The sequence below is a fragment of the Allobosea sp. 10L422 genome (assembly GCF_056395345.1).
Genome location: NZ_JBFTJI010000018.1, coordinates 25,402 through 52,244, shown reverse-complemented (window position 1 = coordinate 52,244; position 26,843 = coordinate 25,402). Strand labels below are relative to the sequence as shown.

Here is a 26,843-nt window from a genome sequence, read left to right as displayed (position 1 = left end):
GTCCTGTTCAGCCGCGCTTGCGCGGCAGGTCGGCCAGCATGCCGGCGGCCACCATCAGTTTCGGCAAGGTGAGGCCGGAACTCGCGATTGCGTTGACGGTCGAGCGGGTCCGTTCCGCCTCCTCGCCGCGCTCGGCAAGCCAGCTGTCCAGTGTGCCTTCGCCCTTGCCGGATGCGGAAGCCTCCTGGGTCAGGTTGGAGTGGGCGTCGTCGAGGGTTTCGAGCGCGCGCTCGCGGGCAAGGCGCTCGTAGTCGTCAGTCGCGGGGACGGCTGACGCCGCTGTCTTCAAGCTCGACAGGCCGAAGAGCGCGTCGATGCCGAAATGGATACGGGCGACATCGCCGATCTCGCGCTTGCTGCGCTCGGCGATGTCGACGATGTCCGTCGCCTCGGCCATCGCCGGCAGGCTGGCGACGCGGGTGGCCAGTGCTTCGGGCACGCCTTCGGAGGTCAGCACGGCGATGCGGGCGAGGCGGACCTGCGAGGCGGCCTCGGGTAGCAGGCTGCCGAGCTCGGCCGACAGCTCTTTCACGCCCCTGGCATAATGGGCGATCGTCTGCTCGATGGTGCCGGGCTTGGCGACCCCGCGACGCAGGAACCAGCCCATGCGGTTGGTGACGAGTTCCTGGGCGGCGGCATAGAGACCGAGCTGGGTCTTGCCGGGGATCTTGGCGTCGAGCGCGTCGATGTCACCGTTGAGGGCGATCAGGTCGAAGGAGTCGCGGGCGATGGCGTAGGCGGCGGCGATGGCCGGTGCGCCCGAGCGGGTTAGCGCGGCCAGGACCGGGACCAGAGCCGGGCCGCCGCGGTTGACGATCGCATTGGCGAGCTGCGTCGCCACGATCTCGCGCCGCAGCTTGTGGCTGGCGATGGCGTCCGGATAGGCGTCCCGCAGGGCCTTCGGGAAATAGCGGACGAGCTCGCTGGCGAGATAGGGATCGTCCGGCACGGAGGATTCGAGCAGTGCGTCGTGCAGCGAGAGCTTGGCATAGGCCAGGAGCACGGCGAGTTCCGGCCGGGTCAGGCCTTCGCTACGCTTCTCGCGCTCGGCGAGCTGGGCGTCGCTCGGCAGATACTCGACCGAGCGGTCGAGCCGTCCGTCCTGCTCCAGCGTCTGCATCAGGAAGCGCAGGCCGGGCGTCGCCGCGGCGCCCTGCGCCTCGGTGAGCGAGAGGGCGAGCGTCTGCAGATAGTTGTTGCGCAGGACGAGATCGCCGACCTCGTCGGTCATCGCCGCCAGCAATTCGTTGCGCTTGTCTTCCTGGAGGCGGCCGTCCTTCACCGGGCCGGCGAGCGCGATCTTGATGTTGACCTCGACGTCCGAGGTGTTGACGCCGGCCGAGTTGTCGATCGCGTCGGTGTTGAGCTTGACGCCCTTGCGGGCAGCCTCGATGCGGCCGCGCTGGGTCACGCCGAGATTGGCGCCTTCCCCGATGACCCGCGACCTGAGATCGTTGCCGGTGATGCGGATCGCGTCATTGGCGCGGTCGCCGACCTGTGCGTCGGTCTCGTCGCTGGCGCGGATATAGGTGCCGATTCCGCCGAACCAAAGCAGATCGACGCGCGCCTTGAGGATCGCCGTCATCAGCTCGGGCGGTGAGACTTCGGCCTTGTCGAGGTCGAGCAGGGCACGGACCTCCGCGGAGAGCGGGATGCTCTTGGCCTGGCGCGAGAAGATGCCGCCGCCCTTCGAGATCAGCGTCTTGTCGTAGTCAGCCCAAGACGAGCGCGGCAGTGCGAAGAGGCGCTGGCGCTCGGCCAGCGAGGCGGCAGGGTCCGGATTCGGATCGAGGAAGATGTCGCGGTGGTCGAAGGCCGCAACGAGCTTGATCGCCGGCGAGAGCAGCATGCCGTTGCCGAAGACGTCGCCGGACATGTCGCCGACGCCGGCGACCGTGAAGGGCGTCGTCTGGATGTCGATATCGACCTCGCGGAAGTGGCGTTTCACCGCCTCCCAGCCGCCGCGGGCCGTGATGCCCATGCCCTTGTGGTCGTAGCCCTGCGAGCCGCCGGAGGCGAAGGCGTCGCCGAGCCAGTGGTGCTTCTCCAGCGAGATCGCGTTGGCGGTGTCGGAGAAGGTCGCAGTGCCCTTGTCGGCGGCGACGACGAGATAGGGATCGTCGCCGTCATGGCGCACCGTATCCGGCGGCGGCACGATCGTCTCGCCATCGAGATTGTCGGTGAGCTCTAGCAGGTTGCGGATGAAGATGCGGTAGCTCTCGGTGCCCTCGGCCAGCCAAGCGGCACGGTCGGAGGCCGGAGGCAGCTGCTTCGGAACGAAGCCGCCCTTGGCGCCGACCGGCACGATCACGGCGTTCTTGACCTGCTGCGCCTTGACCAGGCCCAGCACCTCGGTGCGGAAGTCCTGCGGCCGGTCCGACCAGCGCAGGCCGCCGCGGGCGACCTTGCCGAAGCGCATATGGACGCCCTCGACACGTGGCGAATAGACGAAGATCTCGTAGAGCGGGCGCGGCAGCGGCAGGCCGTCCACCTTCGCGCAATCGAATTTGAAGGTGATGGTCTGACGCGGATGGCCGTCCGGGCCGGTCTGGAAGAAATTGGTGCGCAGCGCAGCGTCGACCAGATTGATCAGGCGACGCAGGATGCGGTCTTCGTCGAGGCTGGTGACGGCGTCGAGCGCCTCCTCGATCTCGGCGCGCTTCTGGGCCATGCGCTGCTCGCGCTCGCCGGCCGGAACGCGCGGGTCGAACTTGGCATTGAAATAGGCGATCAGGCCCGAGGCGATGTCGGCGTGGCGGGTCAGCGCATCGGCGATATAGCCCTGCGCATAGGGCGCGCCGGCCTGGCGGAGATAGCGGCCGAAGGCGCGCAGCAAAGCGGCCTCGCGCCAGGCAAGGCCGGCGGCGAGGACGAGCTGGTCGAAGCGGTCGGATTCGGCGAGGCCGCGGAACTGCGCCATCAGGGCGGCCTCGATCGTCGGATCGAGATGCTCGATGTCGATCTCGCCGTCGTCGGCGCGCTCCAGCGACATGTCATGCAGCCAGACGCGGGCGTTCTCGCCGGTGCCCTGTGGCATGACGTTGTAAGTCCGCTCGTTGACGACGCGGAAGCCCATGTTCTCGAGCACTGGCACGCGGGCGGACAGCGAGATCGGCGCTCCGCGCGAGAAGACCTTGAGATTGGCGCGCTTGGCGTCGTCGCCCTCGCGCCGGTAGAGGTTGACGGCCCGGCCGCGCTCCGGCGTCAGCTGCTGCAGCATCTCGATGTCGACAAGCGCATCGGCGGCAGAGAAGCGTTCGCGATAAGCGGCGCCGAAGGCCTCGGCGTAGCGTTCGGCCAGTGCGCGAGCGGCCGGCCCGGCCTTCTCCTGATCGAGCACGTCCTTGAGGCCGTCGCCCCAGGTGCGGACGATGGCGCTGATGCCGGCCTCGAGCGTGGCGCGGTCGATGCGCGGCGTTTTGCCCTCGTCGCGGCCGATGATGTAGTGGGTGCGCGAGAGCGGGCCTTCCGGATAGGCCGGATAGGCGGCCGAGATGCGGCCGTTATAGATCCGCGCCAGGAATTCGCCGACGCGCTGACGGACCGTGGTGTCGTAGCGATCCTTCGGGATGAAGACGAGGATCGAGACGAAACGGTCGAACTCGTCGACGCGGGCAAGCGCCCGGATGCGCGGGCGCTCGGTGAGCTGCAGGATGTCGAGTGCGAACTGCTCCAGGGTCGTCACATCGATCTGGAAGAGCTCGTCGCGCGGATAGGCGTCGAGCACGTTCATCAGCGCGCGGCCGGAATAGCTCGCCGGATCGAAGCCGATGTTCTTGGCGACGCGCGCGACCTTCAGCCTGAGATAGGGGATGGCGCGAGCCGAGCCGGTATAGGCGTTCGAGGTCAGGAGGCCGACGATGCGCAGCTCGCCGTCGAGCCGGCCGTCCGGCGTGAACAGCTTGACGCCGACATAGTCGAGATGGACGCGACGGTGGACCAGGCTCTTGACATTGGCCTTGGTGATGATGAGCGCCTGGGGCTTGGCCAGGAAGGAACGCACCTCCGGCGTGGTCGTCACCAGCTCGCGGCCCTTGCGCAGCACCTTGACGGAGGGGTCGCGCAGGATGCCGAGGCCCGAGCCCTCGATCGGGTCGGCCGCGACGTCGCCGCCAGGGAACCGGTAGGCGCGGATGCCGAGCAGGGTGAAGTTGTCGCCGGCGATCCATTCGAGGAATTGCAGCGCCTCGGTGATCTCGTCCTCCGGCAGCGGCGGCGGGTTGGCGCGATAGGCCTGTATCACTTCGGTGATACGGCCGCGCATCGCGGCCCAGTCGTCGACCGCGAGCGCGACATCGGCATAGACATGCTCCAGGCCGGCGCGCAGCTTTTCGCGCGCTGCGGGCGTGTCGATGCGCGGGATATGGATATGCAGCAGGCTTTCCCGCCGCGTGCCTTCCGGCGCGCGGCCGGTCGCTTCGCCGGCGAGCGAGACGAACTTGCCCTCGGCATCGCGCGCCACCGCCAGGATCGGATGCGCGACGAGGCGCGGCTCGTAGCCCTGATCCTGCAGCTCCGCGAGCGTCGAATCGAGCAGGAACGGTTTGTTGTCGTTGACGACTTCCAGGATGGTGACCTGGCGCTGGCGGTCACCCTCGCCGAACGCGTCGTCGCGGAAGCGCAGGTTGATCGTCTCGGGCTTGCGAGGCTCGGCCAGGTGCTCGTAGGCGGCGGCCGCGGTCTGAGCGAGCATATCCGGCGGCAGGGCTTCGAGGTCCTCGGCGACAGAACGACCGTAGAGAAGGCGGGGGAATTCGGCCGGCATCGCGCTCTTCAGGCCCGTCGCCGCGGCTTCGATGGCTGCGATCGCTCCGGCGGTCGCGTTCGTCACCCGTTTGCCCATGTGTCACCCCAGTTGTTTTGCAGCAGCGATGGCATAGGCTGCTCAGGCTTTCAACTTTGCCTTGCCTGAAAAAGCGGCAAAATTGCCGCTCAGGATCTAACAGGATGCACCATGGCGACGAAGCATGACAAACCAAAGGTAGGCGAAGAGCCGGCGCGGCAGGATGCGCCGCCGCGGGTGATGGCGTTGGCGTTGAAGCCGGGACAGCTTTCGCCGGAGAATGACGCCTATTTCGAGAAGTGCCGGGAGAAGCTCGGATTCGTGCCGAATGTGCTGACGTCCTACGCCCATGATGACGCCAAGCTCTCGGCCTTCGCCGCCTTCTACAACGACCTGATGCTGGCGCCCTCCGGCCTGTCCAAGCTGGAGCGCGAGATGATCGCGGTCGCGGTGTCCAGCGTGAATCGCTGCTATTACTGCCTCGCGGCCCATGGCGCGGCCGTGCGCCAACTCTCCGGCGATCCGGTGCTGGGCGAGATGCTGGTGATGAACTACCGTGCGGCGGAGCTGTCGGTGCGGCATCGTGCCATGCTGGATTTCGCCGTGAAGCTGACTGAAACGCCGCATCTGATCGGCGAGAATGACCGGGAAGCCCTGCGCAAGGCTGGCTTTGGCGAGCGCGACATCTGGGACATCGGCGCGGTCGCGTCCTTCTACAACATGTCGAACCGGATGGCCTCGGCCGTCGATATGAGGCCCAACGCGGAGTATCACGGCCAGGCGCGCTAGCTCGCTTTCGTCGGTCATCGCGGCCTCGCGAAGCGAGGCCCGACCCTCAAAAAGAAAACGGCCGGCGCAATGCCAGCCGCTAGTTGGCCTCGACTCGGTGGCCCGGCTCCACCGGAACTCCGGGGGGCTGGGGGGCTGACAAACCGGCGTTCAGCGAAACCGGGCCGTCGAGGCAACGAGGGGAGTTGAGCGGTGTAACTTGGCGGTCGCTGGGCGCGTTCGCGGCGAAAATGCGGCATTTGCGACGAATGCTTACCCAGCGCGCCAACGCGGACGAGCGCGATCGCTTGCCAGCGCAGCAGTGTGGGCGCATCATCGCCCGGTCACTTCGAGAGGCTCCGCTCAGGGAGGCGCCATGAGCGAAAGCGAAACGCCGCAATCGCAACCGGCTGGCGCGGTCGTCCATTTTCCGTCGCCGGCCCGGCCGGCGACAGTCACCTTCGACCGGCGCGAACTCAACGAATTGCTCAATCTCTATGGCCGCATGGTCGCGGCTGGTGAATGGCGCGACTACGCCATCGATTTCCTGAAGGACAAGGCGCAGTTCTCGGTGTTCCGGCGTTCGTCGGAGATGCCCCTCTACCGAATCGTCAAGGATCCGGCGCTGGCCCGCCGGCAGGGCGCCTATTCGGTCGTCGCCGCGACGGGGCTGATTCTCAAGCGCGGCTCGGAACTGTCACGCGTCCTGCAAGTGCTAGACCGCAAGCTCAGCATCGTGAACTGACCATCAACGGAGGTGTCGCTTCAGAAGGCCGGTCGCGAGCGGTCGCCTTCGCCCAGCTCCTTCTGCATCAGCATCTGGTCGAGCCAGCGGCCCTGCTTGAAGCCGACCTTCTCGGCCACGCCGATCAGACGGAAGCCGGCCTTCTCATGCAGGCGGCGCGAGCCCACCGAGGCGCCCGTGCCGTCCCCGATCACCGCGATCATCTGGCGGAAGCCGCATTCGGCGCAGGCATTGATCAATGCGTCGAGCAGGAGGCCGCCGACGCCGCGTCCCTGGGCTGTGGGAGCAACGTAGATCGAATTCTCGACCGTGGCGCGATAGGCGGGGCGCGGGCGGTAGGCGCCGGCATAGGCATAGCCCAGCAGTTCGCCTTCGCCTTCGGCGACGAGATAGGGGTAGCCGCCTGCCAGAATGGTCTCGAAGCGGCGGAGCATCTCCGTCTCGGCTGGTGGCTCCAGTTCCCAGGATGCGGTCCCATGCAGGACGGCATGGGCGTAGATCGCGCGGATGGCGGCGATGTCAGCCGGGCAAGCGGGTCGGATCGCGGGCGTCGTCATCGCTGCAGAATGAGCAATGCCCGTGCCAAAAGAAAAGCCCCGGCCGGGAGGCCGGGGCTTGCTCCGGGCATGACGCCCGCTGAAGGTCGGCTCAGCGGCGGTCGCCGAGCAGGCTGATCAGCATCTGGAACATGTTGATGAAGTTCAGGTAGAGCGACAGCGCGCCGTTCACCGAGATCTTCGCAGCCGATTCCGGATCCAGATCCGAAGAGAGATACATCTCCTTCAGGCGCTGGGTGTCCCAGGCGGTCAGGCCGGCGAAGATCAGGACGCCGATCACCGAGATGCCGAAGGACAGCGCGCTCGACGCCAGGAACAGATTGACCACCGAGGCGATGATCAAGCCGATCAGGCCCATGATCAGGAAGGAGCCCATGCCCGACAGCGACTTCTTCGTGGTGTAGCCGACGAGGCTCAACGCTCCGAAGGCGGCGGCCGTGATGAAGAAGACGCGCGTCACCGAAGCGCCGGTGAAGACGACGAGGATGGACGACATCGAGATGCCCATGACCGCCGCGAAGGCGAAGAACATGGTGCGCGCCGAAGAGGCGCTCATGCTTTCGGCCTTGAACGAGAAGAGCATGATGAAGGCGAGCGGGGCCAACATCACGACCCATTTCAGCGGGCTGAGATAAATCGCCTGGCCGAGCGCGGTCAGGCCGGTGATCTTGCCGTCGGGCGTGAAGCCGGCAATCGCCAGCATCGAGATGCCGAGCGCGGCGAGGCCGGTAATGCCGAGGCCGATTGCCATGTTGTTGTAGACGCCGAGCATGAACGAGCGCAGGCCCTGATCCATCTCGACGGCGCTGGTCTGCTGTGCGCGGCCGGCACCCCAGACTGGAGCATTGCGGTCGAAGTTGCTCATTAAGAGAGTTTCCCCTGACGTAGTTTCGGACGACGGAAGGCACGCGAATGCCAGCCGTCCTCGCGCATGATCGGCGCGGTGAGTGGAATATGAGGGGCTTTTGCCTTCCTTACAAGGGCCGGCCATGGTTAAGCCCGGCTGGGCTATAGAAATTCGGCGCTGCACAAAGGCAGAATTACAGGATCTTAATGTCTATCGAGAGTCGTTCCCAGATAGTCATCATAAATTCCTGAGATGAGAAGCGGGGGCTTTCGCGAGTATTTTTATCGTACCGACGAGCCCGAACAGGACGGTAACACCAACTGCCGCAGTCGCGGCCAGCATCGCGCCGGTCGGATCACTGACGAATTCGATTCGCATCACTTGCGTGACGATGCCCCAGCCCGCCGCTGTACCCGCAACAACGCCGAAGACGGCCGCGACGAGGCCGATGGCGGCGTATTCAAGGGCGTACGACGAAAGTATGAAGCGGCGGGTGGCGCCGAGGGTCTTCAGGATCATCGCGTCATAGAGACGCGCCCTCTGTCCGGCGGCGAGGGCGCCGCCCAGAACGAGAAGGCTCGCCGCGATGGCGAGGCCGGAGGCGCCGCGGATAGCCATGGCGAGCTGGGAGACGATGGTGTTGACCGCTTCGAGCGCGTCCTTGACGCGCACGGCCGTGACGGCGGGGAAATCGAGCGCGAGGCGGCGCATCAGCACCGCGTCGGTCGCTCCCTGGCCGTCCGGGCTCGCCGCGATGGTCGCGAGGTTGGTGTGCGGCGCGCCGGCGAAGGTGTTGGGCGAGAACACCATGACGAAGTTGATGCCGAAGGAGCGCCAGTCGACCGTGCGGAGATTGGCGACGCGGGCGGTGATGTTGCGGCCGAGCACGTTGACGGTGAGCCGGTCGCCGATCTTCAGGCCGATGCCGGCGGCGTTCTGGGCATCGAAGGAGACTAGTGGCTCGCCGCGGTAATCCGGCGGCCACCATGCGCCGGCGGAGACGCGCGAGCCCTCCGGAATTGCCGCCGCATAGGTGATGCCGCGGTCGCCGTCGAGCACCCAGGCGGATTGCTCGCTCGCCTTGATGTCTTCGGCGCGGGTCTCGTTCACGGCGACGATGCGGCCGCGCATCATCGGCACGCGCTCGGTCTTCGCGCCCGGGCGTTGCTCGGCGAGGAAGGCGTCGAAACGCCCGGAATCGCGGCTGGGCACATCGAGGAAGAAGAAGCTCGGCGCCTTGTCGGGCAGCGCGCCGGTGAGCTGCCGGGTCAGGCTGACATCGATGAAGGAGAGCGCCGAAAGCAGCGCGACGCCCAGCCCGAGGGAGAGCACGAGCGAGGGCGTCAGTGCACCCGGCCGGTGGCTGTTGGCGAGCGCCATCCGCAGGGCCGGACGGCGCGGGCGCGGGATGCGGCGTGCGAGCGCCATCAGGCCAAGCGAGACGACCCGCAGCAGCACGAAGACGCCGAACATCACGCCGATATAGATCAGCGCGATCCGGCGGTCATAGGCGAAGCCGATGGCGACGCCGGCGAGCCCGGCCAGCGCCAGTGCGCAGAGGGCGAGGTAGATCGCGCGCGGACGTCGCGGATCGGGCTCGATGCGATCGCGGAAAAGGGCCGACACCGGGATATCGTGCGCCCGGCCGAGCGGAATGACCGCGAAGACGAACGCCGTCAGCAGCCCGTAGAGCGCGGCGATGGCGAGTTCGCCCGGCGCCAATGTCGGCTCGAAGGGAACCGGCAGGATGCTCTGGACGACGGCGCCCAGGCCAAAGGGGGCGGCGGCGCCGAGTACTAGGCCGATCGCCGTGCCGATAGCGGCGACGAGCATCACCTCGGTCAGGTGGATCGCGACGACGCGGCCGCCGCTGGCGCCGACCGCCTTCATCGTGGCGAAATCGAGCTTCTTGGCCTCGACGAAGCGGCGCACGGCATTGGCGACGCCGACGCCGCCGACCAGCAGGGCGGTGAGACCGACCAGCGTCAGGAACTGGGTGAAGCGTTCGAGATTGCGCTGGAAGCTCGGCGCGGCATTGGCGCGGGAGCGGATCTCCCAGCCGGCGTCGCGCTGCTGGGTGCCGACATCGGCGACAAGCAGTTCGAGATCGGCGTCGCTGGAGGCAGTCGGCGGAAGCTGAAGGCGATAGGTCCAGCGGATGAGGCTGCCCGGCTGGATCAGGCCGGTGGCGCGAAGGGCTTCCTGCGAGATCAGGAGGCGCGGGCCGAAGCCGACGCCGGCGGCGATCTTGTCAGGCTCGGACATCAGATTGGCGCGCAGCTGGATTTTTGCGCTGCCGACCGTGACGATGTCGCCGGGCCTGAGATCGAGCCGGCCGAACAGGACGGGATCGGCGGCGGCGCCGAAAACGCCGTCGCGTTGTTCCAGCAGCCCGGGCAGCGGAGCTTGCGGGTCGGTCTCGACCGCCCCGATGCCCGGATAGCTGGAATCCACCGCCTTGATCTCGACGAGTGCTGCGCCCTTGTCTCCCGCATTGGCCATGCCGCGCATGGTCGCGATGCTGGAGACCGTGCCGCGCGCGGTCAGGAAGGCGAGTTCTTCGGGCGTTGCCTCGCGGTGGATCAGGCTGAAGGCGGCGTCGCCGCCGAGGATGCGTCGTCCTTCCCGGGCAAGGCCTTCGGTCAGGCCGCGCGAGGCGGAGGCGACGGCAGCGATGGTCATGACGCCGAGCGCGAGGCAGGCGATGAAGATGCCGAAGCCACGCAGGCCGGCACGCAGGTCTCGGATGGCGAGGCGAAGGATGAGGCCGATGCCGAGGGAGCGGGAGGCCGGGCCGTGTGGTGGCTTGACGGGGGCGTGCATCGTCAGGCGACCGCCGTCTCGTGCTCGGCCTCGATCACGCCGGAGCGCAGGCGGACGGTGCGCTCGCACAAGGCGGCGAGCGAGAGGTCGTGGGTGACGAGCACCAGCGTCGCGCCGCGCTCGCGCTTGAGGGCGAAGATGAGGTCGACGATCGAGCGGCCGGTCGCTTCATCGAGATTGCCGGTCGGCTCGTCGGCGACGAGGATCGCGGGATCGGGAGCGACGGCCCGTGCGATGGCGACACGCTGCTGCTCGCCGCCGGAGAGCTGGGCCGGATAATGGTCCATGCGGTGGCCGAGGCCGACATTGCGCAGCTCGGCTTCGGCGCGGGCGAAGGCGTCGGGATGGCCGGCGAGCTCCAGCGGCAGCGCCACGTTCTCGCGCGCCGTCATCGTTGGGACGAGATGGAAGGACTGGAAGACGATGCCGATCTGCCTGCCGCGGAAGACGGCGAGCCCATCCTCGTCGAGGGCGCCGAGATCCTGCCCGGCCACATGCACGAGGCCTGAATCAGGGCGTTCCAGTCCGGCCATGATCATCAGCAGGGTCGATTTGCCGGAGCCGGAGGGGCCGACAAGCCCGGTCGCCTCGCCATTTGTCAGCGACACCGAGACGCCCTTGAGGATATGGACGCGGGCGGCGCCACGCCCCAAACTTAGGTGGACATCCTGCAACTCGATCGCCGGGGCGGCCTTCTCGCTCATCACGCCATGATCCTGACTTCGCTATCCATCGCCATCCCCGCTGGCGCCAGATCACGCCCGGAGCGGGGCGGAAACGCGGCGCGGCGCGGTCTGCGGCCATATGGGCGCGGTTTCGCGCTTCTCCAATCGGCTGCGGCGTTTTTCGTTATTCTCCTGCTGCTTTTCATCGGTTCCAGCGACATGGCCAGCTCCCAGACCGCCAGCACCAACCCAACCGCCGCGAGGCCGCTGAAGCTCGTCGCCTTCGGCGATTCGCTGTCTGCGGGTTACAATCTGCCGGGCAGCGCGGCTTTTCCCGCCGTCCTGGAGCAGGCTCTGCGCCGGAAGGGCGTCGCTGTCGAAATCGTGAACGCCGGCGTGTCCGGCGATACGACGCAAGGGGGGCTGGAACGGCTCGACTGGTCGGTGCCTGATGGGACCGATGGCGTGATCCTCGAACTCGGCGCGAACGATGCGCTGCGCGGAGTCGACCCGGCGCAGACACGCCAGGCGCTGGACATGATGATCGCGCGGCTGAAGGAGCGGAAGATTCCGGTAATGATCGCCGGCATGTACGCCCCGCGCAATCTCGGGGAGGATTATGCGAAACGTTTCGACGCGATCTATCGCGAGCTTGCGGAGAAGTACGGGCTGGTGCTTTACCCCTTCTTCCTGGATGGCATCGCGGGCGACCGCGCTCTGAACCAGGCGGATGGGCTCCACCCCACGGCCGAGGGCGTCACCGTCATCGTCCGCAACATCCTGCCGACGGTCGAGCGCTTCATCGCCACCTTGCCCGCCAGGTCCTGATCCGTCCGCGGGCTTTCCGCGCGGCGATCCCCGATTCTCGTATCGCCGCCCGCCGGCCTGTTTCCGGAGTTGCTTCGCCATGGAATACCGTCGCCTCGGGCGCACCGATCTCAAGGTCTCGGTGATCTGCTTGGGAACCATGACCTGGGGGGAACAGAACACCGAGGCCGAAGGCCATGCCCAGATGGATTATGCGATCGAGCAGGGCATCAATTTCTTCGATACCGCCGAGCTCTACGCGATACCGCCCAAGCCGGAGACGCAAGGCTCGACCGAGCGGATCATCGGTAACTGGTTCAAGGCCCGCGGCAACCGCGACAAGATCATCCTGGCATCGAAGGTTTGCGGCCGTGGCGGCAACACCTGGTTCCGCGACGACAAGAGCCCGACGCGGCTGACGCGCAAGCAGATCTTCGAAGCGGTCGACAAGAGCCTGAATCGCCTGCAGACCGACTATATCGATCTCTACCAGCTGCATTTTCCCGAACGGCCGATGCCGTGGGGCTCGAACCCCACGCGCTTTTCACGGGCTGCCTATGAGAAGCCGGCCGACGAGACCTCGATCCCCGAGCAGCTCGACGCTTTCGGCGAGCTGGTGAAAGCCGGCAAGATCCGCCATCTCGGCCTCTCCAATGAGAGCGCCTGGGGCACGATGCGCTTCGTGACGGATTCGGAGGCGCGCGGCACGCCGCGCGTGCAGTCGGTCCAGAACGCCTATAATCTGCTCAACCGCACCTTCGAGACGGCGCTTGCCGAGGTCGCGCTGCGCGAGGATGTCGGCCTGCTCGCCTATTCGCCGCTGGCGCAGGGCTATCTCACTGGCAAATATCTCGACGGTGCCCGCCCGGCCGGCGCCCGCACGACGCTGTTCGATCGCGGCCAGCGCTATGAGGGCGGCGGTGCCGAGGATGCGATCAAGCGCTACATCGCGCTTGCTCGGGAGGCCGGCCTCGATCCGGCGCAGATGGCGCTGGCCTTCGTCAACAGCCGCTGCTTCGTGACCGCCAACATCATCGGCGCGACCTCGATGGAGCAGCTCAAGACCGATATCGCCTCGATCGACGTCAAGCTGTCGCCTGAGGTCGAGGCGAAAATCGACGCGATCCATCAGCTCGTCGGCAATCCCTGCCCGTGAAGAAATGCGTCGTTCTCGGGCGCCGCACAGCGGCGACCCGGGAATCTCGTCGATGAGATGCTCACGTTGAGCCCGAGCATGACGGAGCGCGCCGAGCATCGCGCAGGGGAAAAACGGTTCCCATGAGCCGGCTGCGCGCTTACCGTCTCTCCAGAGTCACAATTGCTTGGCAAGGGATTCACTCATGCCGAGGCTGTTCATCGCTCTGGAAATTCCCGCCGAGGTTGCAAGCCAGCTGACGCTGCATCGCGGGGGCCTGTCGGGAGCACGCTGGATCGAACCGGCCGATTACCACATCACCCTGCGCTTTCTGGGCGATGTCGACCGGCGGATGGCGAACGACGTCGACCACATGCTCTCCGATCTCAGCGCCTATCCCTTCGAGGTAACCCTCGATTCACTCGGCAGCTTCGGCGGCGACAAGCCGCGCGCCGTCTTTGCCCGCGCGACGCCGGTGAAGGCGCTGACCGATCTGCAGGGGGATATCGAGCGGCAGATGCGTCGCATCGGCCTGCCGGCGGAGGGGCGCAAATTCGTGCCGCATGTCACCTTGGCGCGGCTGCGCGACACCATGCCGACCGAGGTCGCGCATTATCTCGGCCTGCACCCAATCGTGCCGCCGATCACCTTCACGGTGCGCCGCGTCGCGCTGATGTCGTCGCGCGACTCGATCGGCGGTGGCCCCTATGTGTTGGAAGCCGCTTATCCGCTCGGCCCGTCCTATCCGAATCGACTGCCGCGGGAGATGCGCCGATGACAAGACCGAAGCGGCTTTCCCCGGAGGCTCAGGCCGAAGCGCTGGCGACGCTGACCGGCTGGAAGCTGGTCCAGGGACGCGAGGCGATCACGCGGCGCTTCGTCTTCCGCGACTTCAGCGAGGCCTTCGGCTGGATGACGCGGGTCGCGCTGCTCGCCGAGGCGATGAATCACCACCCCGAGTGGTCGAACGTCTATCGGACGGTCGAAGTGACGCTCGCCACCCATGATGCCGGCGGGCTGACCGAACTCGACGTCAAGCTCGCCCGGGCGATCGACGCGCTGGCGAGCTAAGCAGCTTCAGCCCGAGGCGGCGCTCCATCCGCAGGCCTTCAAGGCTGCCAACATATGCGGCGGAGGCGGCGCCTCGACATGGATCGGCTCGCGCTTGCGGTAAAGCGGCACGGTGATGCCGCGGGCGTGGAGCTGGAGACCGGGGCCGTCTTCGCGCGGGGCGTTGCCGTAGATTTCGTCGCCGAGCATCGGCCAGCCGGATGCCTGGCAATGCACGCGCAGTTGATGGGTGCGCCCGGTCAGCGGCTCCATGGCGAGCCAGGCGAGCGGGCCAGTCTCGTCCCGGCCTCGCCCGAGCACGCGATAGCGGGTCTGCGAGGGCAGGCCGGCGGGATCGACCTTCATCCACCAGCCGCGCTCCGGCGAGCGCCGGGCCAGCGGCAGATCGATCAGCCCCTCGTCCTCTGCCGGATCGCCCTGCACGACCGCCCAATAAGTCTTGTCGATCCGCCCGTCGCGAAACATCTGGTTGAGCTCGGCCATTGCGCGGGGATGGCGGCCGAGAATGAGACAGCCGGAGGTATCCTTGTCGAGACGATGCGCGGCTTCCGGCCGGCGCGGCAGGCCGAAGCGGAGCTGGTCGAGATAATCGGTCAGAACGGGAATGACGCGGCGCTTCGCCTGCGGGCCGCGATGCGAAGGCAGACCGGCGGGCTTGTCGATGACGAGCATCATGGCGTCGCGATAGAGCAGCGGCACCGGCAGCTCGGCGTCGATTTGCCTCTGCGGCTGCGAATTGTCTGGTTGATCCGGCTGAGCCATGGCATTGCGCTAGCGAAGCCGGCACGGCGGCGCAACTGAAGATGCCCGCCGAACCGAAGACAGGATGGCGATGAGCGAGACCGAACCGAAGAAACGCGGCTTCTTTTCGAAGCTGTTCGGGCGCGACGAGGAGCCGGCCAAACCGGCACCGGCGCCCGAGGCGGCAACCGAGCAGGCGGCCGAGTCCCTCGAGGACCTGAAGCCGGAAGCAGAAGAGGTCGTTGCGCCGTCGGTTGCCGAGGCGGAAGTTCCCGCTGTTGAAGTTCACGCTGCCGAGCCCGTTGTGTCGCCCGCTCCGGTCGAAAGCATTGCGCTGCCGGCGGAACCGGAACCGAAACCCGAGGTTGCCGTCGCACCGCAGCCTGAACCCGTTGCTGCTCCTGAACCCGCTCCCACCCCCGCCCCGCAGCCGAAGCGGAGCTGGTGGAGGCGCCTGACGGATGGGCTCTCGCGCACCTCCTCGGCGCTGACGACGGGGATCACCGACCTTTTCACCAAGCGCAAGCTCGACGCGGGCACGCTTGAGGATCTCGAGGACATCCTGATCCAGGCCGATCTCGGTCTCGCGACCTCGGCCAGGATCGCCAAGGCCGTCGGCGACGGGCGCTACGACAAGCAGATCGAGCCGGCCGAGGTGAAGACGATACTGGCGCGCGAGGTCGAGACGATTCTCGTTCCCGTGGCGCAGCCGCTGGTGATCGACGCCACGAAAAAGCCGTTCGTGCTGCTGATGGTCGGGGTCAATGGCTCCGGCAAGACCACGACGATCGGCAAGCTCGCTGCGAAATTCCGCGCCGAGGGCAAATCCGTGATGCTGGCCGCTGGCGATACCTTCCGCGCCGCCGCGATCGAGCAACTGCGCGTCTGGGGCGAGCGCACCGGCGCCAAGGTCGTCTTCGGCCAGCAGGGGGCCGATGCGGCGGGCCTCGCTTTCGAGGCGCTGGAGAAAGCCAAGGCTGACGGTACCGACGTGCTGCTCGTCGACACCGCCGGGCGGCTGCAGAACAAGCAGGGGCTGATGGACGAACTCGCCAAGGTGGTCCGCGTCATCCGTAAGCAGGATCCGAGCGCGCCGCATGCGGCGCTGCTCGTGCTCGACGCCACCGTCGGCCAGAACGCGATCAGCCAGGTCGAGGCCTTCCGCGAGACGGCGGGCGTGACCGGGCTGGTAATGACAAAGCTCGACGGCACGGCGCGCGGCGGCATCCTGGTGGCGCTGGCGGCGCAGTTCGGCCTGCCCGTGCATTTCATCGGCGTCGGCGAGAGCGTCGAGGATCTGGAGCCGTTCTCGGCGCGCGACTTCGCGCGTGCCGTGGCGGGATTGGGAGAGGCGGCGTGAGCGACGGCGCAAGCGAGACGACACGGCAGATTCCGGCCGAGGCCGCGAAAGGCAGGGCGATAAGCCCCCTGCTCAAGCTGGCGCTGGAATTTGGGCCGCTCGCGATCTTCTTCTTCGCGAATTCCTATGGCGACCGGCTGTTCCACGTCGCCGAGGACCGACGCATCTTCGTCGCGACCGGCATCTTCATCGCGGCCTCGCTCGTGGCGCTGGCGCTGTCGCGGGTGCTGATGGGCTATCTGCCGCGCATGGCGATCGTGAACGCCATCGTCGTCACCGTCTTCGGCGGGCTCACGCTGGCGCTGGACGATGCCTTCTTCATCAAGGTCAAGCCGACCATCGTGAATGCGCTGTTCGGCTCGGTGCTGCTCGGCGGGCTTTTCTTCGGCCGTTCGCTGCTCTCGCTGGTGCTGGAGACGGTGCTGCAGCTCGACGCGGAAGGCTGGCGCAAGCTCACCTTCCGCTGGGGACTGTTCTTCTTCGTGCTGGCGGCGCTCAACGAGGTGGTCTGGCGCACACAGACCCAGGATTTCTGGGTCGCCTTCAAGGTCTGGGGCGTGATGCCGCTGACCATGGCGTTCGCCCTGGCCCAGACACCGCTGATCCTCAAGCACGAGATCAAGCCGACGAAGATCGAGGAATAGCGGCATCTTGCCATTTGGCAGAGTTGTCTCCATTTTATGCCAAATGGAGGATCTGCCATGGCGGCCCTGCTGCGCATCGAAACAGGCCAGCGCGACTTCGCTCCCGATCCGATCACGGACGAGGAGGCGGCCGCCATGTTTCGCGCTGCCGTGAACCTGTTCCGGCTCTGGCGCGTCACCGACGAGGAGGCGGCGGTGCTGATCGACCTGCCGGTTCGGAGCTATCGGCGCTGGAAAGCCGGCGAAACCGGCCGCATCTCGCGTGACGGCAAGGCGCGGCTGTCGAACCTGATGGGCATCCACAAGGCTCTGCGATTGATCTTCACCGAGCCGCAGCGCGGTTATGATTGGATCAAGCGGCCGAACAGCGACTTCGGGGGCAAATCGGCGCTGGATATCATGCTCGGCGGCGAGCTAACCGATCTAATGCGGGTGCGCCGCCTGCTCGATGCCGAGCGGGGCGGCTGGTGATCGAGCCGCAGAGCCTGCCGGTCGCAGAGGTCGAATGGCAGGGGGCGGTGCGGATCATCCGCAGCATCTTCCCGCCGATCGACCTGTTCGAGGATATCGCCGACCCCGCGGACTGGCCGCTGCTGATCGCCGCCGAGCAGAAGACCAATCCGCGGCTGATGGAGACGATCGGCAATCTCGATCTCGTGCCGCCCGGCAGACGCGTATCGGGCCAGGGTGCGAGCTGGCTGATGGCCCCCTTCACGCATGTCAGCCCGGACCGGCCGAGCCGCTTCAGCGACGGTGGCTTCGGCGTGCTCTATGCCGGGGACCGTTTCGAGGTGGCGCTGCTCGAGACGATCCACCATCACGCCCGGTTCATGCTGGCGACGGCGCAGCCGCCGGGCTGGACCTCGCAGTTCCGCGAGATCGTCCTGGAGATCGACGCGACCCTGCACGATGTCCGGGCGCTCGGGGCCGAAGCTGCCCCGCTGCTCGACCCGGCCGACTATGCCGGCAGCCAGGCGCTTGGCGCCGGGTTGCGGGCGCTTGGCTCGGCAGGCGTCGTCTATCCCAGCGTGCGCTGCCCCGGCGGAGAATGCGTCGGCCTGTTCTATCCCGACGGGGCCGGTCACCCGGTGCAGGGTCGGCATCTCGACTATCATTGGAACGGCGAGCGCGTGGATCTCTACCGGGACCGCAGCGCCGGCGAGGTCTACCGCATTCTGTGACCGCGGTGGCGCGAGCGCCTCAGTCGTCGGAGCGACGCATTCGCGTCACCTTGTACACCTGACCGACCGCATCATAGGTTGTCCATTCCCCGACCTGCTCGCCCTTGTCGAAATGGCCGGAGGGCAACCGGGTGCCGTCCTTGCGGAACCACTCCCAGTAGCCGGTGGGCAGGCCATCCAGGGTCTGGCCTCGTGCCCATGGGCTGCCGTCCTTGTGGCGCTTCTCGAAAGGAACGGGTTTCACCATCGCCTCCTGTGGTGGACCCAGCCCGGGGCAGGCGGAGGCCGCTATTTCGGCGCGAGGCGGATCGCGCCGTCAAGACGGATCGCGGTGCCGTTCAGCATGTCGTTCTCGATGATGCTGCGGGCCAGCGCCGCGTATTCCGTGGGTCTGCCGAGGCGCGACGGGTGCGGCACCGAGACGGCGAGCGAGGCTTTCGCATCCTCGGGAAGGCCGGCGAACATCGGCGTCTCGAACAGGCCGGGCATGATCGTGACGATGCGGATGCCGAGCCCGGCCAGATCGCGTGCGATCGGCAGCGTCATGCCGGCGACGCCGGCCTTGGAGGCGGCATAGGCGGCTTGGCCGATCTGCCCGTCCTCGGCTGCGACCGAGGCTGTGCAGATGATGACGCCGCGCCCGCCATCGGCCGTGATCGGTTCGAGGCTTGCCAGTGCCGTCGCCGATTTGGCGATGACGCGGAAGGTGCCGACGAGGTTGATCGCGACAGCCTTCTCGAAGGTGGCGAGATCATGGGCGACGAGCTCGCCGGTGTCGCGCTTCTTGGAGACGACGCGGCGGCCCGGCGCGATGCCGGCGCAGTTGACGATGATGCGGGCGACGCCATGGGCGGCGCGGGCCCTGGCCAAGGCTTCGTCGACGGAGGTTTCGCTGGTGACGTCGCAGGCGCAGAAGATGCCGCCGATCTCCTGCGCGATCGCTTCGCCGCGCTCGGCATTGAGGTCGAGCAGCGCCACCTTGACGCCCTGGCTGGCGAGCATGCGGGCGGTTGCCTCGCCGAGGCCGGAGGCGCCACCGGTGACGATGGCGGCGAGGGAGGAATCGAGCTTCATGGTACGTTTCCCGTGCTTTTTGGTTCTAAAGCCGGTTTAGAGCGCGTTTCATGTCGCTCCAAGCGGGTTTTCCGGCCGGCCTCTTGTGCAGGATTGCGACGGGGCCATCTTTCGACATGGCGCGCCGATCTCGAGCGCGCGATCATCGGCGTCATCGGACGCAAAGGAGCAAGACCGGGATGAGCCAGGGGTTCAGCGCAAGCTTCAGCCGCGAGGAGATGGAGGCGATCCGCAAGAGCCTGCGCGACGAAGCGAAGTTCGGTGCCGATTTCATGGCCCGGCTCAAGCGCGTCGCGAAACGCATTCCGTTTGCCGAGGATCTGCTGGCCGCGTGGTTCTGTGCGCGCGATCCGGCGACGCCGCGCCGTGTGCGGCTGACGCTGCTCGCCGCGCTCGGCTATTTCGTGCTGCCGGTGGACGCGATTCCCGACTTCATGCCGCTCATTGGCTTCACCGACGATGCGGCGGTGATTGCTGCGGCGATCGCGGCCGTCGCCGGCTCGATCACGCCGGAGCATCGCGAGCGGGCGAAGGCGAAGCTGGCGGAGCTTTGATCCGGCGGCGTCATGTTCGGGCTGGACCCAGCATCCCGGAAACCGGCGCCTTCTTGTCGTGAGATTCTCGGGTCGAAGCTTTGCTTCGCCCGAGGATGACGCGGGACCGATCTACAGCGTCAGGACGATCTTGCCCTTGGCCTTGCGGTCGCCAATCAGCGCGTAGGCTTCCGTCCAGCGCTCCAGCGGGAAGGTCGCATGGACATGGGCGCGGATATGGCCGCCTGCTGCCCATTCCAGCAGGCGTTCCATGTTGCGCCGATGCGCGGCCGGCTCGCGGACGACGAACTCGCCCCAGAAGACGCCGCGCAGGTCACACCCCTTGAGCAGCAGCAGGTTGAGCGGAATCTTCGGGATCTCGCCGCCGGCGAAGCCGACGACGAGGTAGCGCCCTTCCCAGGCCATCGAACGCAGGGCGGGCTCGGCGAGCTCGCCGCCGACCGTGTCGTAGAGGACATCGACGCCGCGCCCGCCGGTGAGCTTCTTCAGCGCGGTGCGAATGTCGTGCTGCGCATAGTCGACCTCCTCCTGCGCCCCGTGCTCGCGGGCGAGCGCGAGCTTGTCGGGCGAGGAGGCGCAGGCGATGACATGGGCGCCGAGCAGCGCGCCGATCTCGACGGCGGCGAGCCCCGCTCCGCCGGAAGCGCCGAGGATCGCCAGCGTCTCGCCCGCCTTCAGATGCGCGCGCTGGATCAGCCCGTGCATCGCAGTGCCATAGGTGACGAACAGGCTCGCGGCCTGCGCGTCGTCGAGCTTGTCGGGGACGCGAACCAGTGCGTCGGCGGACACCGCGACCTTCTCGCGCGCAGCGCCATAGCCCATCCAGGCTCCAACGCGCTCACCGACGCGCCAGCCGGCGACGCCTTCGCCCAGGGCGGCGATGGTGCCGGCGCATTCGGCCGAGGGAGAAAAGGGGAAGGCCGGCTTGGTCTGGTAGCGGCCCTTGATGATCAGCGTGTCGAAGAAGTTGAGAGCGGCAGCCTTTACGTCAATGACGACCTCGCCGCGGCCCGGCAGCGGCTCGGGCAGGTCGCGGATGACGAGTTCCTCCGCCGGTCCGTGATGTTCGCAGAGCAAGGCTTTCATCGCCACTTCACCGTTGCCATCCTCGGCGCGGAACTCTGCCACGGCCGCTCGGAACGGGGAACCGGCCGGCAATGGTGCCGTTCGCATTTTCGCCAGGATCGTGACACTCTATGCCGCCGTCCCGCGCGGTCCGCTCCTCAACAGGTGGTAAACGCGGTATTAAGTTTTTTAGTGACTGATGGCGGTCCATGATCAAGTCCTTCTTCCGCACCCGCGACGCCGCATTTTTCCGCATCGCCGCCGCGCTCGGCCTGACGGCTGGATTGCTGGCCCTGGCCGGTCTGCCGGCTGAGGCTGCGCCGGCCAAGCCGAAGCCCGCCGCGACCGCCGCTGCCACGCCTGCCGCCAGCCCCGGACAGGGGCAGGCGATGCTGCTGGAGACGGCCGGCAAATGGCAGGCCTTCTCCTCGCAGCAGGGCCGTTCCAAGGTCTGCTACGCGCTCGCCAAGCCGGAGAGCCGCATGCCGGCGAATCTCAAGGATGTCGAGGGTATGCTCTTCGTCTCCAGCCGGCCGGGGGAAGGCGTGCGCAACGAGATCAGCTTCGTGATGAACTTCGACGTCAAGGAAGGCGTCGAACATCAGGCCTTGATCGGCAATGACCGCTTCGCGCTGGTCGCCAAGGGCCAGAACATGTGGCTGAAGAACCCGGCCGAGGAGCAGCGCATGCTCGACGCGATGCGCCGCGGTTCCGGGCTGGAGATCAAGGCGACCTCGAAGCGCGGCAACGCCACCGCCGACAAGTACTCGCTCGCGGGCATCAGCCAGATCGTGAAGCGCGCCGAAGACGCCTGCAAGTAGGGCGCATGGCGAAGCCTTGAGACCGAGGCCCGTCATGCTCGGGCATGCCCCAGCATCTGTGCCAGGTGATTCTCGGGTCTACGCGGCGTTTATCCTCGGGCCACAGTTCGGACCCGAGGGCTCCGCCCGCGAATGACGCTGGGGCCGGATTTCCGGTTTTCCCGCAATTGTGCTAGGGAGCGGCAAATCCCGCGCCTTTCCTGATGGGCGACGACAGAGCTCCGATGACAGTGTCCGTTTCCGCACCTGCCGCTCCGGCGGCTGAAACCGTTTTGCGACGCCCCTCGCTGGTAGGGCGTACCCGCGCCGGCCTCGTTGAGGCGCTCGCCGAGATCGGCGTTTCCGAGAAGGAGCGGCGCATGCGCGTCGGCCAGCTCTGGAACTGGATCTATCATTATGGCGTCCGCGATTTCGACGCGATGACGACGATCGGCAAGGGGCTGCGCGGGCAGCTTGCCGAGCGTTTCTCGCTCGATCTTCCGGAGGTCACGGCCGAGCAGGTCTCGACCGACGGCACGCGCAAATGGTTGATGCGGATGCCTTCGACCGGCGCGCATGACCGCGGCGCCGAGATCGAATGCGTCTACATCCCCGAAGTCGACCGCGGCACCCTGTGCGTCTCCAGCCAGGTCGGCTGCACGCTGACCTGCACCTTCTGCCACACCGGCACGCAGCGCCTGGTGCGCAATCTCAAGACCGAGGAGATCGTCGCGCAGGTGATGGTGGCGCGCGACCGCCTCGGCGATTTCCCCAACCGCAAGCCGCCGGAAGGCGCCTTCGTCCCGAATGATGGCGGGCGCTTTGTCACGAACATCGTCTTCATGGGCATGGGCGAGCCGCTCTACAATTTCGACGGCGTGCGCGATGCGATCGGCGTGATCACCGATGATCAGGGGCTGTCGCTCGGGCGCCGTCGCATCACCGTCTCGACCTCTGGCGTGGTGCCGCAGATCGGCCCGCTCGGCGAGGAGATGGGCACGATGCTGGCGATCTCGCTGCATGCGGTGCGCGACGATCTGCGCAACGAATTGGTGCCGCTCAACAAGAAATACCCGATCAAGGATCTACTCGACGCCTGCCGGAACTATCCGGGCCTGTCGAATGCGAAGCGGATCACCTTTGAATACGTCATGCTCAAGGGCGTGAACGACTCCGACGCCGAGGCGCGCGAGCTCGTCCGTCTGCTCAAGGGCATCCCGGCCAAGATCAACCTGATCCCGTTCAACCCCTGGCCCGGCACCAAGTACGAGTGCTCGGACTGGGACCGGATCGAGCGCTTCTCCGAGATCGTCTTCCGCGCCGGCTATGCCTCGCCGGTGCGCACCCCGCGCGGGCGCGACATTCTCGCAGCCTGCGGCCAGCTCAAGAGCGAGACCGAGAAGCTCTCGGCCCGCGCCCGGCTGATGTTGGAGCAGGAAGAGGCGCAGGCTGCGCCGGCCGTTGCGGCGGAGTAAGCCTTGCTACGCTGGATTCTGCTGATCCCTTTCGCCTGCCTCGTCGCGATGGGGGCGGGGCTGTTCTTCCTCGCCATGGCGAGTGTCGCCTCGCCCGCCGTGGCGCTGCTGATCGGCGGCGGCATTGAGCGGCTCATCGACGTTCTGTTCGGGTTGGCCGAGAGCGGCGTCGATCCGGCGCCGGCGGCGCAAGCGGCCTTCGCCTTGATCGGGCGGCTGGGGATGGCGATCATCGTGGCGCCGGTGGTGCTGGTCGCGGTCGGCAGTGAGCTGTTCCGGTTGCGCAGCGGCCTCATCCAGAGCGGTCTGACCGGCGCCCTCGCGGCGCTGCTGCCTCTCGCCATGCTGAGGTTGTCGCGGGCGCCGAGCCATGCGGAGATCCAGATCATCTCCGGGCTCTTCGTGGTCGGCGCCGCAACGGGCTTCGTCTACTGGTTGATCGCCGGACGCGGCGCGGGCGGGGAGCGCAACGCACCCACCGCACCGCGTAACTGAGCGTCGCTCAGAGCCCGAGCACCTTCCGCAGTTCGGCCTTGGCGGCAGCGAACTCGGTCTGGAATTCGGGCTGCTCCATGATCCGGGCGGCGATGACCGAGCCGGCGATGCGGCCGGCCTCGATATCCGAGCGGTAGTGGATGCCGCCGATCACGCGGTTCCAGCCATAGGCCCAGGCCCTGTCCATGATCTCGGTGCGCTTCTCCGGCACCATGTTGGAGAGCACGATGCCCATGAGCGTCCCGACGGTGGTATGGCCGGACGGATAGGCGCCGGAATTGGAGATCTTCACCACCGGCTTCACCAGCGGGCTTGCCTGATGCGGGCGCGGGCGCTTCCAGCTGTCCTTGGCCGGATCGACCACGGCGCCTTCGGTCGCGACGACGCGATCGAAGAAGGCGGAGAAGACCGGCAATGAGTCGGCCTTGAAGGCCGGGCCCATGACATTGGCGAAGCGCCAGATGTCCTCGCCCGCATCGGCCTGGGCCTGTGCTTCCATCTCGGGCGAGCGCGTGACCTGGATGGTGAGGACTTCGCCGATCTCGGCCTTGGTCTGAGCGGAGTCCTGGGTCGGCGGCGGCTTGAGGACGGTGCGCAGATCGATCGAGGCGGCGGTGGCGAAGGGTTTTGCGTCTTCGGCCCGCAGCGGAGCGGCGGCGAGGGCGAGCAGGGTCAGAAAGGCGAGGGCGATGGTGCGCATGGGAGCGGTCCTCTGTGGGGCGCGCGGAGCCACGCGCCCGCAAGATGACAGCGTCATGACGCAGGCTCAGTCCCCGATCGCGACCCCTTCCCGCCGGCCGTCGGCGCCGCCCAGGAAGCCCTCAGGCGTCTTCACGATGGCCTGGGTGCCGGAGGTCATCTCCAGCAGGCGCACCTCATGGCCCTTCGCTTCCAGCGCAGGCTTCCAGGCCTCGGCTTCCGTCCCACTCTCCAGCTCAGTCGGCCCGTTCCGGCTGCCGAAATTGCCGAAATCAACAGCCTGCTGCGGGTCCATCTTCCAATCGAGCAGCGCGACGAGGGTCTTGGCGACATAGCCGATGATCTGGCTGCCGCCAGGCGAGCCGACGACGGCATAGAGCCGACCGAAAGCGTCGAAGACCAAGGTCGGCGCCATCGAGGAACGCGGCCGCTTGCCGGGCTCGACACGGTTGGCGACGGGCTTTCCATCCTCCTCCGGTGCGAAGTTGAAATCGGTCAGCTCGTTGTTGAGCAGGAAGCCGCTTTGCGTCATCAGGCGCGAGCCGAAGCCGTCCTCGATCGTGGTGGTCATGGCGACGGCATTGCCGGCCGCGTCGACCACCGAGATGTGGCTGGTGCCGTTCTCGATGCCATCGGAGGGGGCGAACTGCTGCGCTCTCTTGTTCGGAGGATCGCCCGGCTTGGCCTTGCCCATCGACCGTTCCGGGCTGACCAGGCTGGCGCGGGAGCGGATATAGCTGCGGTCGATCAGGCCGCGCACGGGCACGCTGATGAAGGCGGGATCCGCAAGATAAAGCGCGCGATCGGCGAAGGCGAGGCGGCCGGCTTCGCTGAACCAGTGGGCGGCCTCAGCGCCCGGACCGATCCGGCGCAGATCTTGCCCTTCCAGCACGCCGAGAATCTGCTGGATGGCGATGGCGCCCGAACTCGGAGGCCCCATGCCGCAGAGGCGCCAGATGCGATAGCTGCCGCAAACCGGCTCGCGCTCCTGGACCTTGTAGGCGGCGAGATCGGCCAGCGCCATGTCGCCGGGATTGGTCGGGTGACCTGTGACGGTCGCAACGATGTCCTCAGCGATCGGCCCCTCATAGAGCGCTTTTGCGCCCTGCGCGGCGATGGCTCGCAGCGTCGCCGCAAAGGCCGGGTTCTTCAGGACGGTGCCGACGGCCTTGGGCTTGCCGTCGGGCTCGTAGAAATAGGCTGCGGCGAGGGCGTTTTTCGGCAGGTTGGCTTCGCCGGCGAGCAGGCCGTTGAGGCGGGGAGAGATGGTGAAACCCTCCTCCGCCAGTTTCAGGGCGGGGGCCACCAGATCGGCCCAAGGCAGCTTGCCCCAGCGGCGATGCGCCTCCTCCAACAGCTTCAGCGTGCCGGGCACGCCGACCGAGCGGCCACCGATGACGGCATCCACGAACCGCATCGGCCTGCCGTCCTTGATGAAGCGGTCCGGCCTGGCGGCAGCGGGGGCCGTCTCGCGGCCATCGAGTGTCGTCACCTTGCGAGCGGTCTCGTCCCAATAGACGAAGAACGCTCCGCCGCCGATGCCGGAGCTCTGCGGCTCGACCAGGTTGAGCACGAACTGGGTGGCGATAGCGGCGTCTGCCGCGCTGCCGCCGGCGCGCAGAATGTCGCGCCCGGCCGCGGCAGCGAGCGGATTTGCGGCGGCGGCCATGAAGCGCTGGGCCGTGCCGAGTGTCTTGATACTGCGCCCCGTGCCCGCCTCGGGCGCAGGAGCGAGCGGCTGAGCGATCGCGACCTGAGTGGTCAGCAGGGCCGCGGTCAGGGGCAGAAGGAGGGGTAGGCGCATGGCTCGACTCCGAGGATTGCGGGCAGAATAGGCCATTCGTCGCGGCCTGCCAGCTTGGACCAGCGCGCCGCGACAGGTAGAGTTCCGAATCGAGACCGTTGTGACGCTGCCAAAAGGGGTTTTCGGCATGTCGTTTTCCACCCATCTTCGCCGTCCACTCGCGTGGCTCGTGCTCGGCCTTGTCGGCATCGCGCTTGCCGGCTGCGGCTATAACAACGTGCCGACGCTGGAGGAGAAGGCGAAGGCCGCGTGGTCCGAGGTGCAGAACCAGTATCAGCGCCGGGCCGATCTGATTCCGAATCTCGTCGAGACGGTGAAGGGCTACGCCGCGCAGGAGCGCGACGTGCTGACTGCTGTGATCGAGGCCCGCGCCAAGGCGACGCAGGTCAAGGTCGATGCTTCGACGATCAACGACCCGGTCAAGTTCAAGGAATTCCAGGACGCGCAGAACCAGCTCACCGGCGCGCTCGGTCGCCTGCTCGTTACGGTCGAGCGCTATCCGGAGCTGAAGTCGAACCAGAACTTCCTCGCCTTGCAGTCGCAGCTCGAAGGCACCGAGAACCGGGTTGCGGTGGCGCGGCGCGATTACATTCAGGCGGTGCAGGCCTTCAACACCGAGATTCGTACCTTCCCGGGCGTGATCTGGGCGAAGCTGTTCTGGGGCGCCAAGCCGATGGAGACCTTCACGGCCACGGCGGGCGCCGAGCGGCCGCCCGCGGTGAAGTTCTGAGGTAACCAGCTTCGTGCGGC

Annotated in this window: 26 protein-coding genes; 15 read left to right on the top strand and 11 right to left on the bottom strand. The window is 67.1% G+C overall.

Annotated features, from left to right (window positions below; all coding sequences use genetic code 11):
• Positions 1–7 precede the first annotated feature (7 nt).
• Complete coding sequence (locus AC1DEZ_RS25625; RefSeq protein WP_476781046.1) at positions 8–4,831, bottom strand: NAD-glutamate dehydrogenase; 4,824 nt, start codon at positions 4,829–4,831, stop codon at positions 8–10.
• 192 nt (positions 4,832–5,023) lie between these two features.
• Here AC1DEZ_RS25625 and AC1DEZ_RS25620 point away from each other — a divergent pair, with 192 nt between their 5' ends.
• Complete coding sequence (locus AC1DEZ_RS25620; protein ID WP_476781055.1) at positions 5,024–5,572, top strand: peroxidase-related enzyme; 549 nt, start codon at positions 5,024–5,026, stop codon at positions 5,570–5,572.
• 355 nt (positions 5,573–5,927) lie between these two features.
• On the top strand, positions 5,928–6,296 hold the full coding sequence (locus AC1DEZ_RS25615) for a DUF2794 domain-containing protein (RefSeq protein ID WP_441514260.1): 369 nt from the start codon (positions 5,928–5,930) through the stop codon (positions 6,294–6,296).
• 20 nt (positions 6,297–6,316) lie between these two features.
• On the opposite strand, the gene AC1DEZ_RS25610 is transcribed toward AC1DEZ_RS25615, so the two are convergent.
• From AC1DEZ_RS25610 to AC1DEZ_RS25595, 4 genes are all read right to left on the bottom strand, one after another.
• A complete protein-coding gene (locus AC1DEZ_RS25610; protein WP_476781045.1) occupies positions 6,317–6,853 on the bottom strand; it encodes an N-acetyltransferase family protein in 537 nt (178 codons plus the stop codon).
• 91 nt (positions 6,854–6,944) lie between these two features.
• A complete protein-coding gene (locus AC1DEZ_RS25605; protein WP_441514262.1) occupies positions 6,945–7,718 on the bottom strand; it encodes a Bax inhibitor-1/YccA family protein in 774 nt (257 codons plus the stop codon).
• A 219-nt stretch (positions 7,719–7,937) separates the two neighbouring features.
• Positions 7,938–10,523, bottom strand: a complete 2,586-nt coding sequence (locus AC1DEZ_RS25600; protein ID WP_476781044.1) for an ABC transporter permease — start codon at positions 10,521–10,523, stop codon at positions 7,938–7,940.
• A gap of 2 nt (positions 10,524–10,525) precedes the next feature.
• Positions 10,526–11,227 (bottom strand): ABC transporter ATP-binding protein, encoded by a 702-nt coding sequence (locus AC1DEZ_RS25595; protein ID WP_441514264.1) that lies wholly within the window; start codon positions 11,225–11,227, stop codon positions 10,526–10,528.
• A gap of 180 nt (positions 11,228–11,407) precedes the next feature.
• Between AC1DEZ_RS25595 and AC1DEZ_RS25590 the strand changes: the two genes are divergently transcribed.
• From AC1DEZ_RS25590 to AC1DEZ_RS25575, 4 genes are all read left to right on the top strand, one after another.
• Positions 11,408–12,016, top strand: a complete 609-nt coding sequence (locus AC1DEZ_RS25590; RefSeq protein ID WP_441514265.1) for an arylesterase — start codon at positions 11,408–11,410, stop codon at positions 12,014–12,016.
• A gap of 79 nt (positions 12,017–12,095) precedes the next feature.
• On the top strand, positions 12,096–13,151 hold the full coding sequence (locus AC1DEZ_RS25585) for an aldo/keto reductase (protein ID WP_476781043.1): 1,056 nt from the start codon (positions 12,096–12,098) through the stop codon (positions 13,149–13,151).
• A 184-nt stretch (positions 13,152–13,335) separates the two neighbouring features.
• Positions 13,336–13,908: an RNA 2',3'-cyclic phosphodiesterase gene (gene thpR, locus AC1DEZ_RS25580; protein WP_441514267.1), complete on the top strand. Its 573-nt coding sequence runs from the start codon at positions 13,336–13,338 to the stop codon at positions 13,906–13,908.
• Complete coding sequence (locus AC1DEZ_RS25575; protein ID WP_441514268.1) at positions 13,905–14,201, top strand: 4a-hydroxytetrahydrobiopterin dehydratase; 297 nt, start codon at positions 13,905–13,907, stop codon at positions 14,199–14,201. Before thpR ends, AC1DEZ_RS25575 begins: the two co-directional genes overlap by 4 nt.
• Positions 14,202–14,207: 6 nt before the next feature.
• On the opposite strand, the gene AC1DEZ_RS25570 is transcribed toward AC1DEZ_RS25575, so the two are convergent.
• Positions 14,208–14,963, bottom strand: coding sequence for an RluA family pseudouridine synthase (locus AC1DEZ_RS25570; RefSeq protein ID WP_476781042.1), 756 nt, complete (start codon positions 14,961–14,963; stop codon positions 14,208–14,210).
• A 70-nt stretch (positions 14,964–15,033) separates the two neighbouring features.
• On the opposite strand from AC1DEZ_RS25570, the gene ftsY reads away from it, so the two are divergent.
• The 4 genes from ftsY to AC1DEZ_RS25550 are packed head-to-tail and all read left to right on the top strand — an operon-like array spanning position 15,034 to position 18,127.
• Positions 15,034–16,302, top strand: coding sequence for a signal recognition particle-docking protein FtsY (gene ftsY / locus AC1DEZ_RS25565; RefSeq protein ID WP_441514270.1), 1,269 nt, complete (start codon positions 15,034–15,036; stop codon positions 16,300–16,302).
• A gap of 29 nt (positions 16,303–16,331) precedes the next feature.
• A complete protein-coding gene (locus AC1DEZ_RS25560; protein ID WP_476781054.1) occupies positions 16,332–16,946 on the top strand; it encodes a septation protein A in 615 nt (204 codons plus the stop codon).
• 57 nt (positions 16,947–17,003) lie between these two features.
• The gene (locus AC1DEZ_RS25555) at positions 17,004–17,417 is read left to right on the top strand and encodes an MbcA/ParS/Xre antitoxin family protein (RefSeq protein WP_476781041.1); all 414 of its coding nucleotides are present in this window, start codon (positions 17,004–17,006) and stop codon (positions 17,415–17,417) included.
• Positions 17,411–18,127 (top strand): RES family NAD+ phosphorylase, encoded by a 717-nt coding sequence (locus AC1DEZ_RS25550; RefSeq protein WP_476781053.1) that lies wholly within the window; start codon positions 17,411–17,413, stop codon positions 18,125–18,127. Before AC1DEZ_RS25555 ends, AC1DEZ_RS25550 begins: the two co-directional genes overlap by 7 nt.
• 19 nt (positions 18,128–18,146) lie before the next feature.
• On the opposite strand, the gene AC1DEZ_RS25545 is transcribed toward AC1DEZ_RS25550, so the two are convergent.
• Together AC1DEZ_RS25545 and AC1DEZ_RS25540 are read right to left on the bottom strand one after the other, a co-directional pair.
• Complete coding sequence (locus tag AC1DEZ_RS25545; RefSeq protein ID WP_476781040.1) at positions 18,147–18,371, bottom strand: toxin-antitoxin system YwqK family antitoxin; 225 nt, start codon at positions 18,369–18,371, stop codon at positions 18,147–18,149.
• A 44-nt stretch (positions 18,372–18,415) separates the two neighbouring features.
• On the bottom strand, positions 18,416–19,201 hold the full coding sequence (locus AC1DEZ_RS25540; protein WP_476781039.1) for an SDR family NAD(P)-dependent oxidoreductase: 786 nt from the start codon (positions 19,199–19,201) through the stop codon (positions 18,416–18,418).
• 218 nt (positions 19,202–19,419) lie between these two features.
• Here AC1DEZ_RS25540 and AC1DEZ_RS25535 point away from each other — a divergent pair, with 218 nt between their 5' ends.
• Complete coding sequence (locus AC1DEZ_RS25535) at positions 19,420–19,755, top strand: YkvA family protein (RefSeq protein ID WP_441514275.1); 336 nt, start codon at positions 19,420–19,422, stop codon at positions 19,753–19,755.
• Positions 19,756–19,866: 111 nt separating this feature from the next.
• Here the strand turns inward: AC1DEZ_RS25535 and AC1DEZ_RS25530 are convergent, their stop codons facing one another.
• A complete protein-coding gene (locus AC1DEZ_RS25530) occupies positions 19,867–20,841 on the bottom strand; it encodes an NADPH:quinone oxidoreductase family protein (protein ID WP_441514308.1) in 975 nt (324 codons plus the stop codon).
• Positions 20,842–21,029: 188 nt separating this feature from the next.
• Between AC1DEZ_RS25530 and AC1DEZ_RS25525 the strand changes: the two genes are divergently transcribed.
• The 3 genes from AC1DEZ_RS25525 to AC1DEZ_RS25515 all read left to right on the top strand — a co-directional run bounded on the left by AC1DEZ_RS25525 (position 21,030) and on the right by AC1DEZ_RS25515 (position 23,590).
• Complete coding sequence (locus AC1DEZ_RS25525; protein WP_441514276.1) at positions 21,030–21,641, top strand: invasion associated locus B family protein; 612 nt, start codon at positions 21,030–21,032, stop codon at positions 21,639–21,641.
• Positions 21,642–21,865: 224 nt separating this feature from the next.
• Complete coding sequence (gene rlmN, locus AC1DEZ_RS25520) at positions 21,866–23,095, top strand: dual-specificity RNA methyltransferase RlmN (RefSeq protein WP_441514277.1); 1,230 nt, start codon at positions 21,866–21,868, stop codon at positions 23,093–23,095.
• Between the two features lie 3 nt (positions 23,096–23,098).
• A complete protein-coding gene (locus AC1DEZ_RS25515; RefSeq protein WP_441514278.1) occupies positions 23,099–23,590 on the top strand; it encodes a hypothetical protein in 492 nt (163 codons plus the stop codon).
• 7 nt (positions 23,591–23,597) lie between these two features.
• Here the strand turns inward: AC1DEZ_RS25515 and AC1DEZ_RS25510 are convergent, their stop codons facing one another.
• The gene (locus tag AC1DEZ_RS25510; RefSeq protein WP_476781038.1) at positions 23,598–24,290 is read right to left on the bottom strand and encodes an acid phosphatase; all 693 of its coding nucleotides are present in this window, start codon (positions 24,288–24,290) and stop codon (positions 23,598–23,600) included.
• Between the two features lie 66 nt (positions 24,291–24,356).
• Positions 24,357–26,093, bottom strand: coding sequence for a gamma-glutamyltransferase (ggt, locus tag AC1DEZ_RS25505; RefSeq protein ID WP_476781037.1), 1,737 nt, complete (start codon positions 26,091–26,093; stop codon positions 24,357–24,359).
• 127 nt (positions 26,094–26,220) lie between these two features.
• Here ggt and AC1DEZ_RS25500 point away from each other — a divergent pair, with 127 nt between their 5' ends.
• Positions 26,221–26,823 (top strand): LemA family protein, encoded by a 603-nt coding sequence (locus AC1DEZ_RS25500; protein ID WP_441514281.1) that lies wholly within the window; start codon positions 26,221–26,223, stop codon positions 26,821–26,823.
• Positions 26,824–26,843 lie beyond the last annotated feature (20 nt).

Coding starts and splice junctions, on each gene's coding strand:
- AC1DEZ_RS25590 (WP_441514265.1), top strand. CDS start 11,408: ATGGCCAGCTCCCAGACCGCCAGCACCAACCCAACCGCCGCGAGGCCG.
- AC1DEZ_RS25555 (WP_476781041.1), top strand. CDS start 17,004: ATGGCGGCCCTGCTGCGCATCGAAACAGGCCAGCGCGACTTCGCTCCC.
- AC1DEZ_RS25570 (WP_476781042.1), bottom strand. CDS start 14,963: ATGGCTCAGCCGGATCAACCAGACAATTCGCAGCCGCAGAGGCAAATC.
- AC1DEZ_RS25510 (WP_476781038.1), bottom strand. CDS start 24,290: ATGCGCACCATCGCCCTCGCCTTTCTGACCCTGCTCGCCCTCGCCGCC.
- ftsY (WP_441514270.1), top strand. CDS start 15,034: ATGAGCGAGACCGAACCGAAGAAACGCGGCTTCTTTTCGAAGCTGTTC.
- AC1DEZ_RS25500 (WP_441514281.1), top strand. CDS start 26,221: ATGTCGTTTTCCACCCATCTTCGCCGTCCACTCGCGTGGCTCGTGCTC.
- AC1DEZ_RS25585 (WP_476781043.1), top strand. CDS start 12,096: ATGGAATACCGTCGCCTCGGGCGCACCGATCTCAAGGTCTCGGTGATC.
- AC1DEZ_RS25600 (WP_476781044.1), bottom strand. CDS start 10,523: ATGCACGCCCCCGTCAAGCCACCACACGGCCCGGCCTCCCGCTCCCTC.
- AC1DEZ_RS25525 (WP_441514276.1), top strand. CDS start 21,030: ATGATCAAGTCCTTCTTCCGCACCCGCGACGCCGCATTTTTCCGCATC.
- AC1DEZ_RS25595 (WP_441514264.1), bottom strand. CDS start 11,227: ATGAGCGAGAAGGCCGCCCCGGCGATCGAGTTGCAGGATGTCCACCTA.
- AC1DEZ_RS25615 (WP_441514260.1), top strand. CDS start 5,928: ATGAGCGAAAGCGAAACGCCGCAATCGCAACCGGCTGGCGCGGTCGTC.
- AC1DEZ_RS25605 (WP_441514262.1), bottom strand. CDS start 7,718: ATGAGCAACTTCGACCGCAATGCTCCAGTCTGGGGTGCCGGCCGCGCA.
- thpR (WP_441514267.1), top strand. CDS start 13,336: ATGCCGAGGCTGTTCATCGCTCTGGAAATTCCCGCCGAGGTTGCAAGC.
- AC1DEZ_RS25540 (WP_476781039.1), bottom strand. CDS start 19,201: ATGAAGCTCGATTCCTCCCTCGCCGCCATCGTCACCGGTGGCGCCTCC.
- AC1DEZ_RS25620 (WP_476781055.1), top strand. CDS start 5,024: ATGGCGTTGGCGTTGAAGCCGGGACAGCTTTCGCCGGAGAATGACGCC.
- AC1DEZ_RS25530 (WP_441514308.1), bottom strand. CDS start 20,841: ATGAAAGCCTTGCTCTGCGAACATCACGGACCGGCGGAGGAACTCGTC.
- rlmN (WP_441514277.1), top strand. CDS start 21,866: ATGACAGTGTCCGTTTCCGCACCTGCCGCTCCGGCGGCTGAAACCGTT.
- AC1DEZ_RS25575 (WP_441514268.1), top strand. CDS start 13,905: ATGACAAGACCGAAGCGGCTTTCCCCGGAGGCTCAGGCCGAAGCGCTG.
- ggt (WP_476781037.1), bottom strand. CDS start 26,093: ATGCGCCTACCCCTCCTTCTGCCCCTGACCGCGGCCCTGCTGACCACT.
- AC1DEZ_RS25535 (WP_441514275.1), top strand. CDS start 19,420: ATGGAGGCGATCCGCAAGAGCCTGCGCGACGAAGCGAAGTTCGGTGCC.
- AC1DEZ_RS25610 (WP_476781045.1), bottom strand. CDS start 6,853: ATGACGACGCCCGCGATCCGACCCGCTTGCCCGGCTGACATCGCCGCC.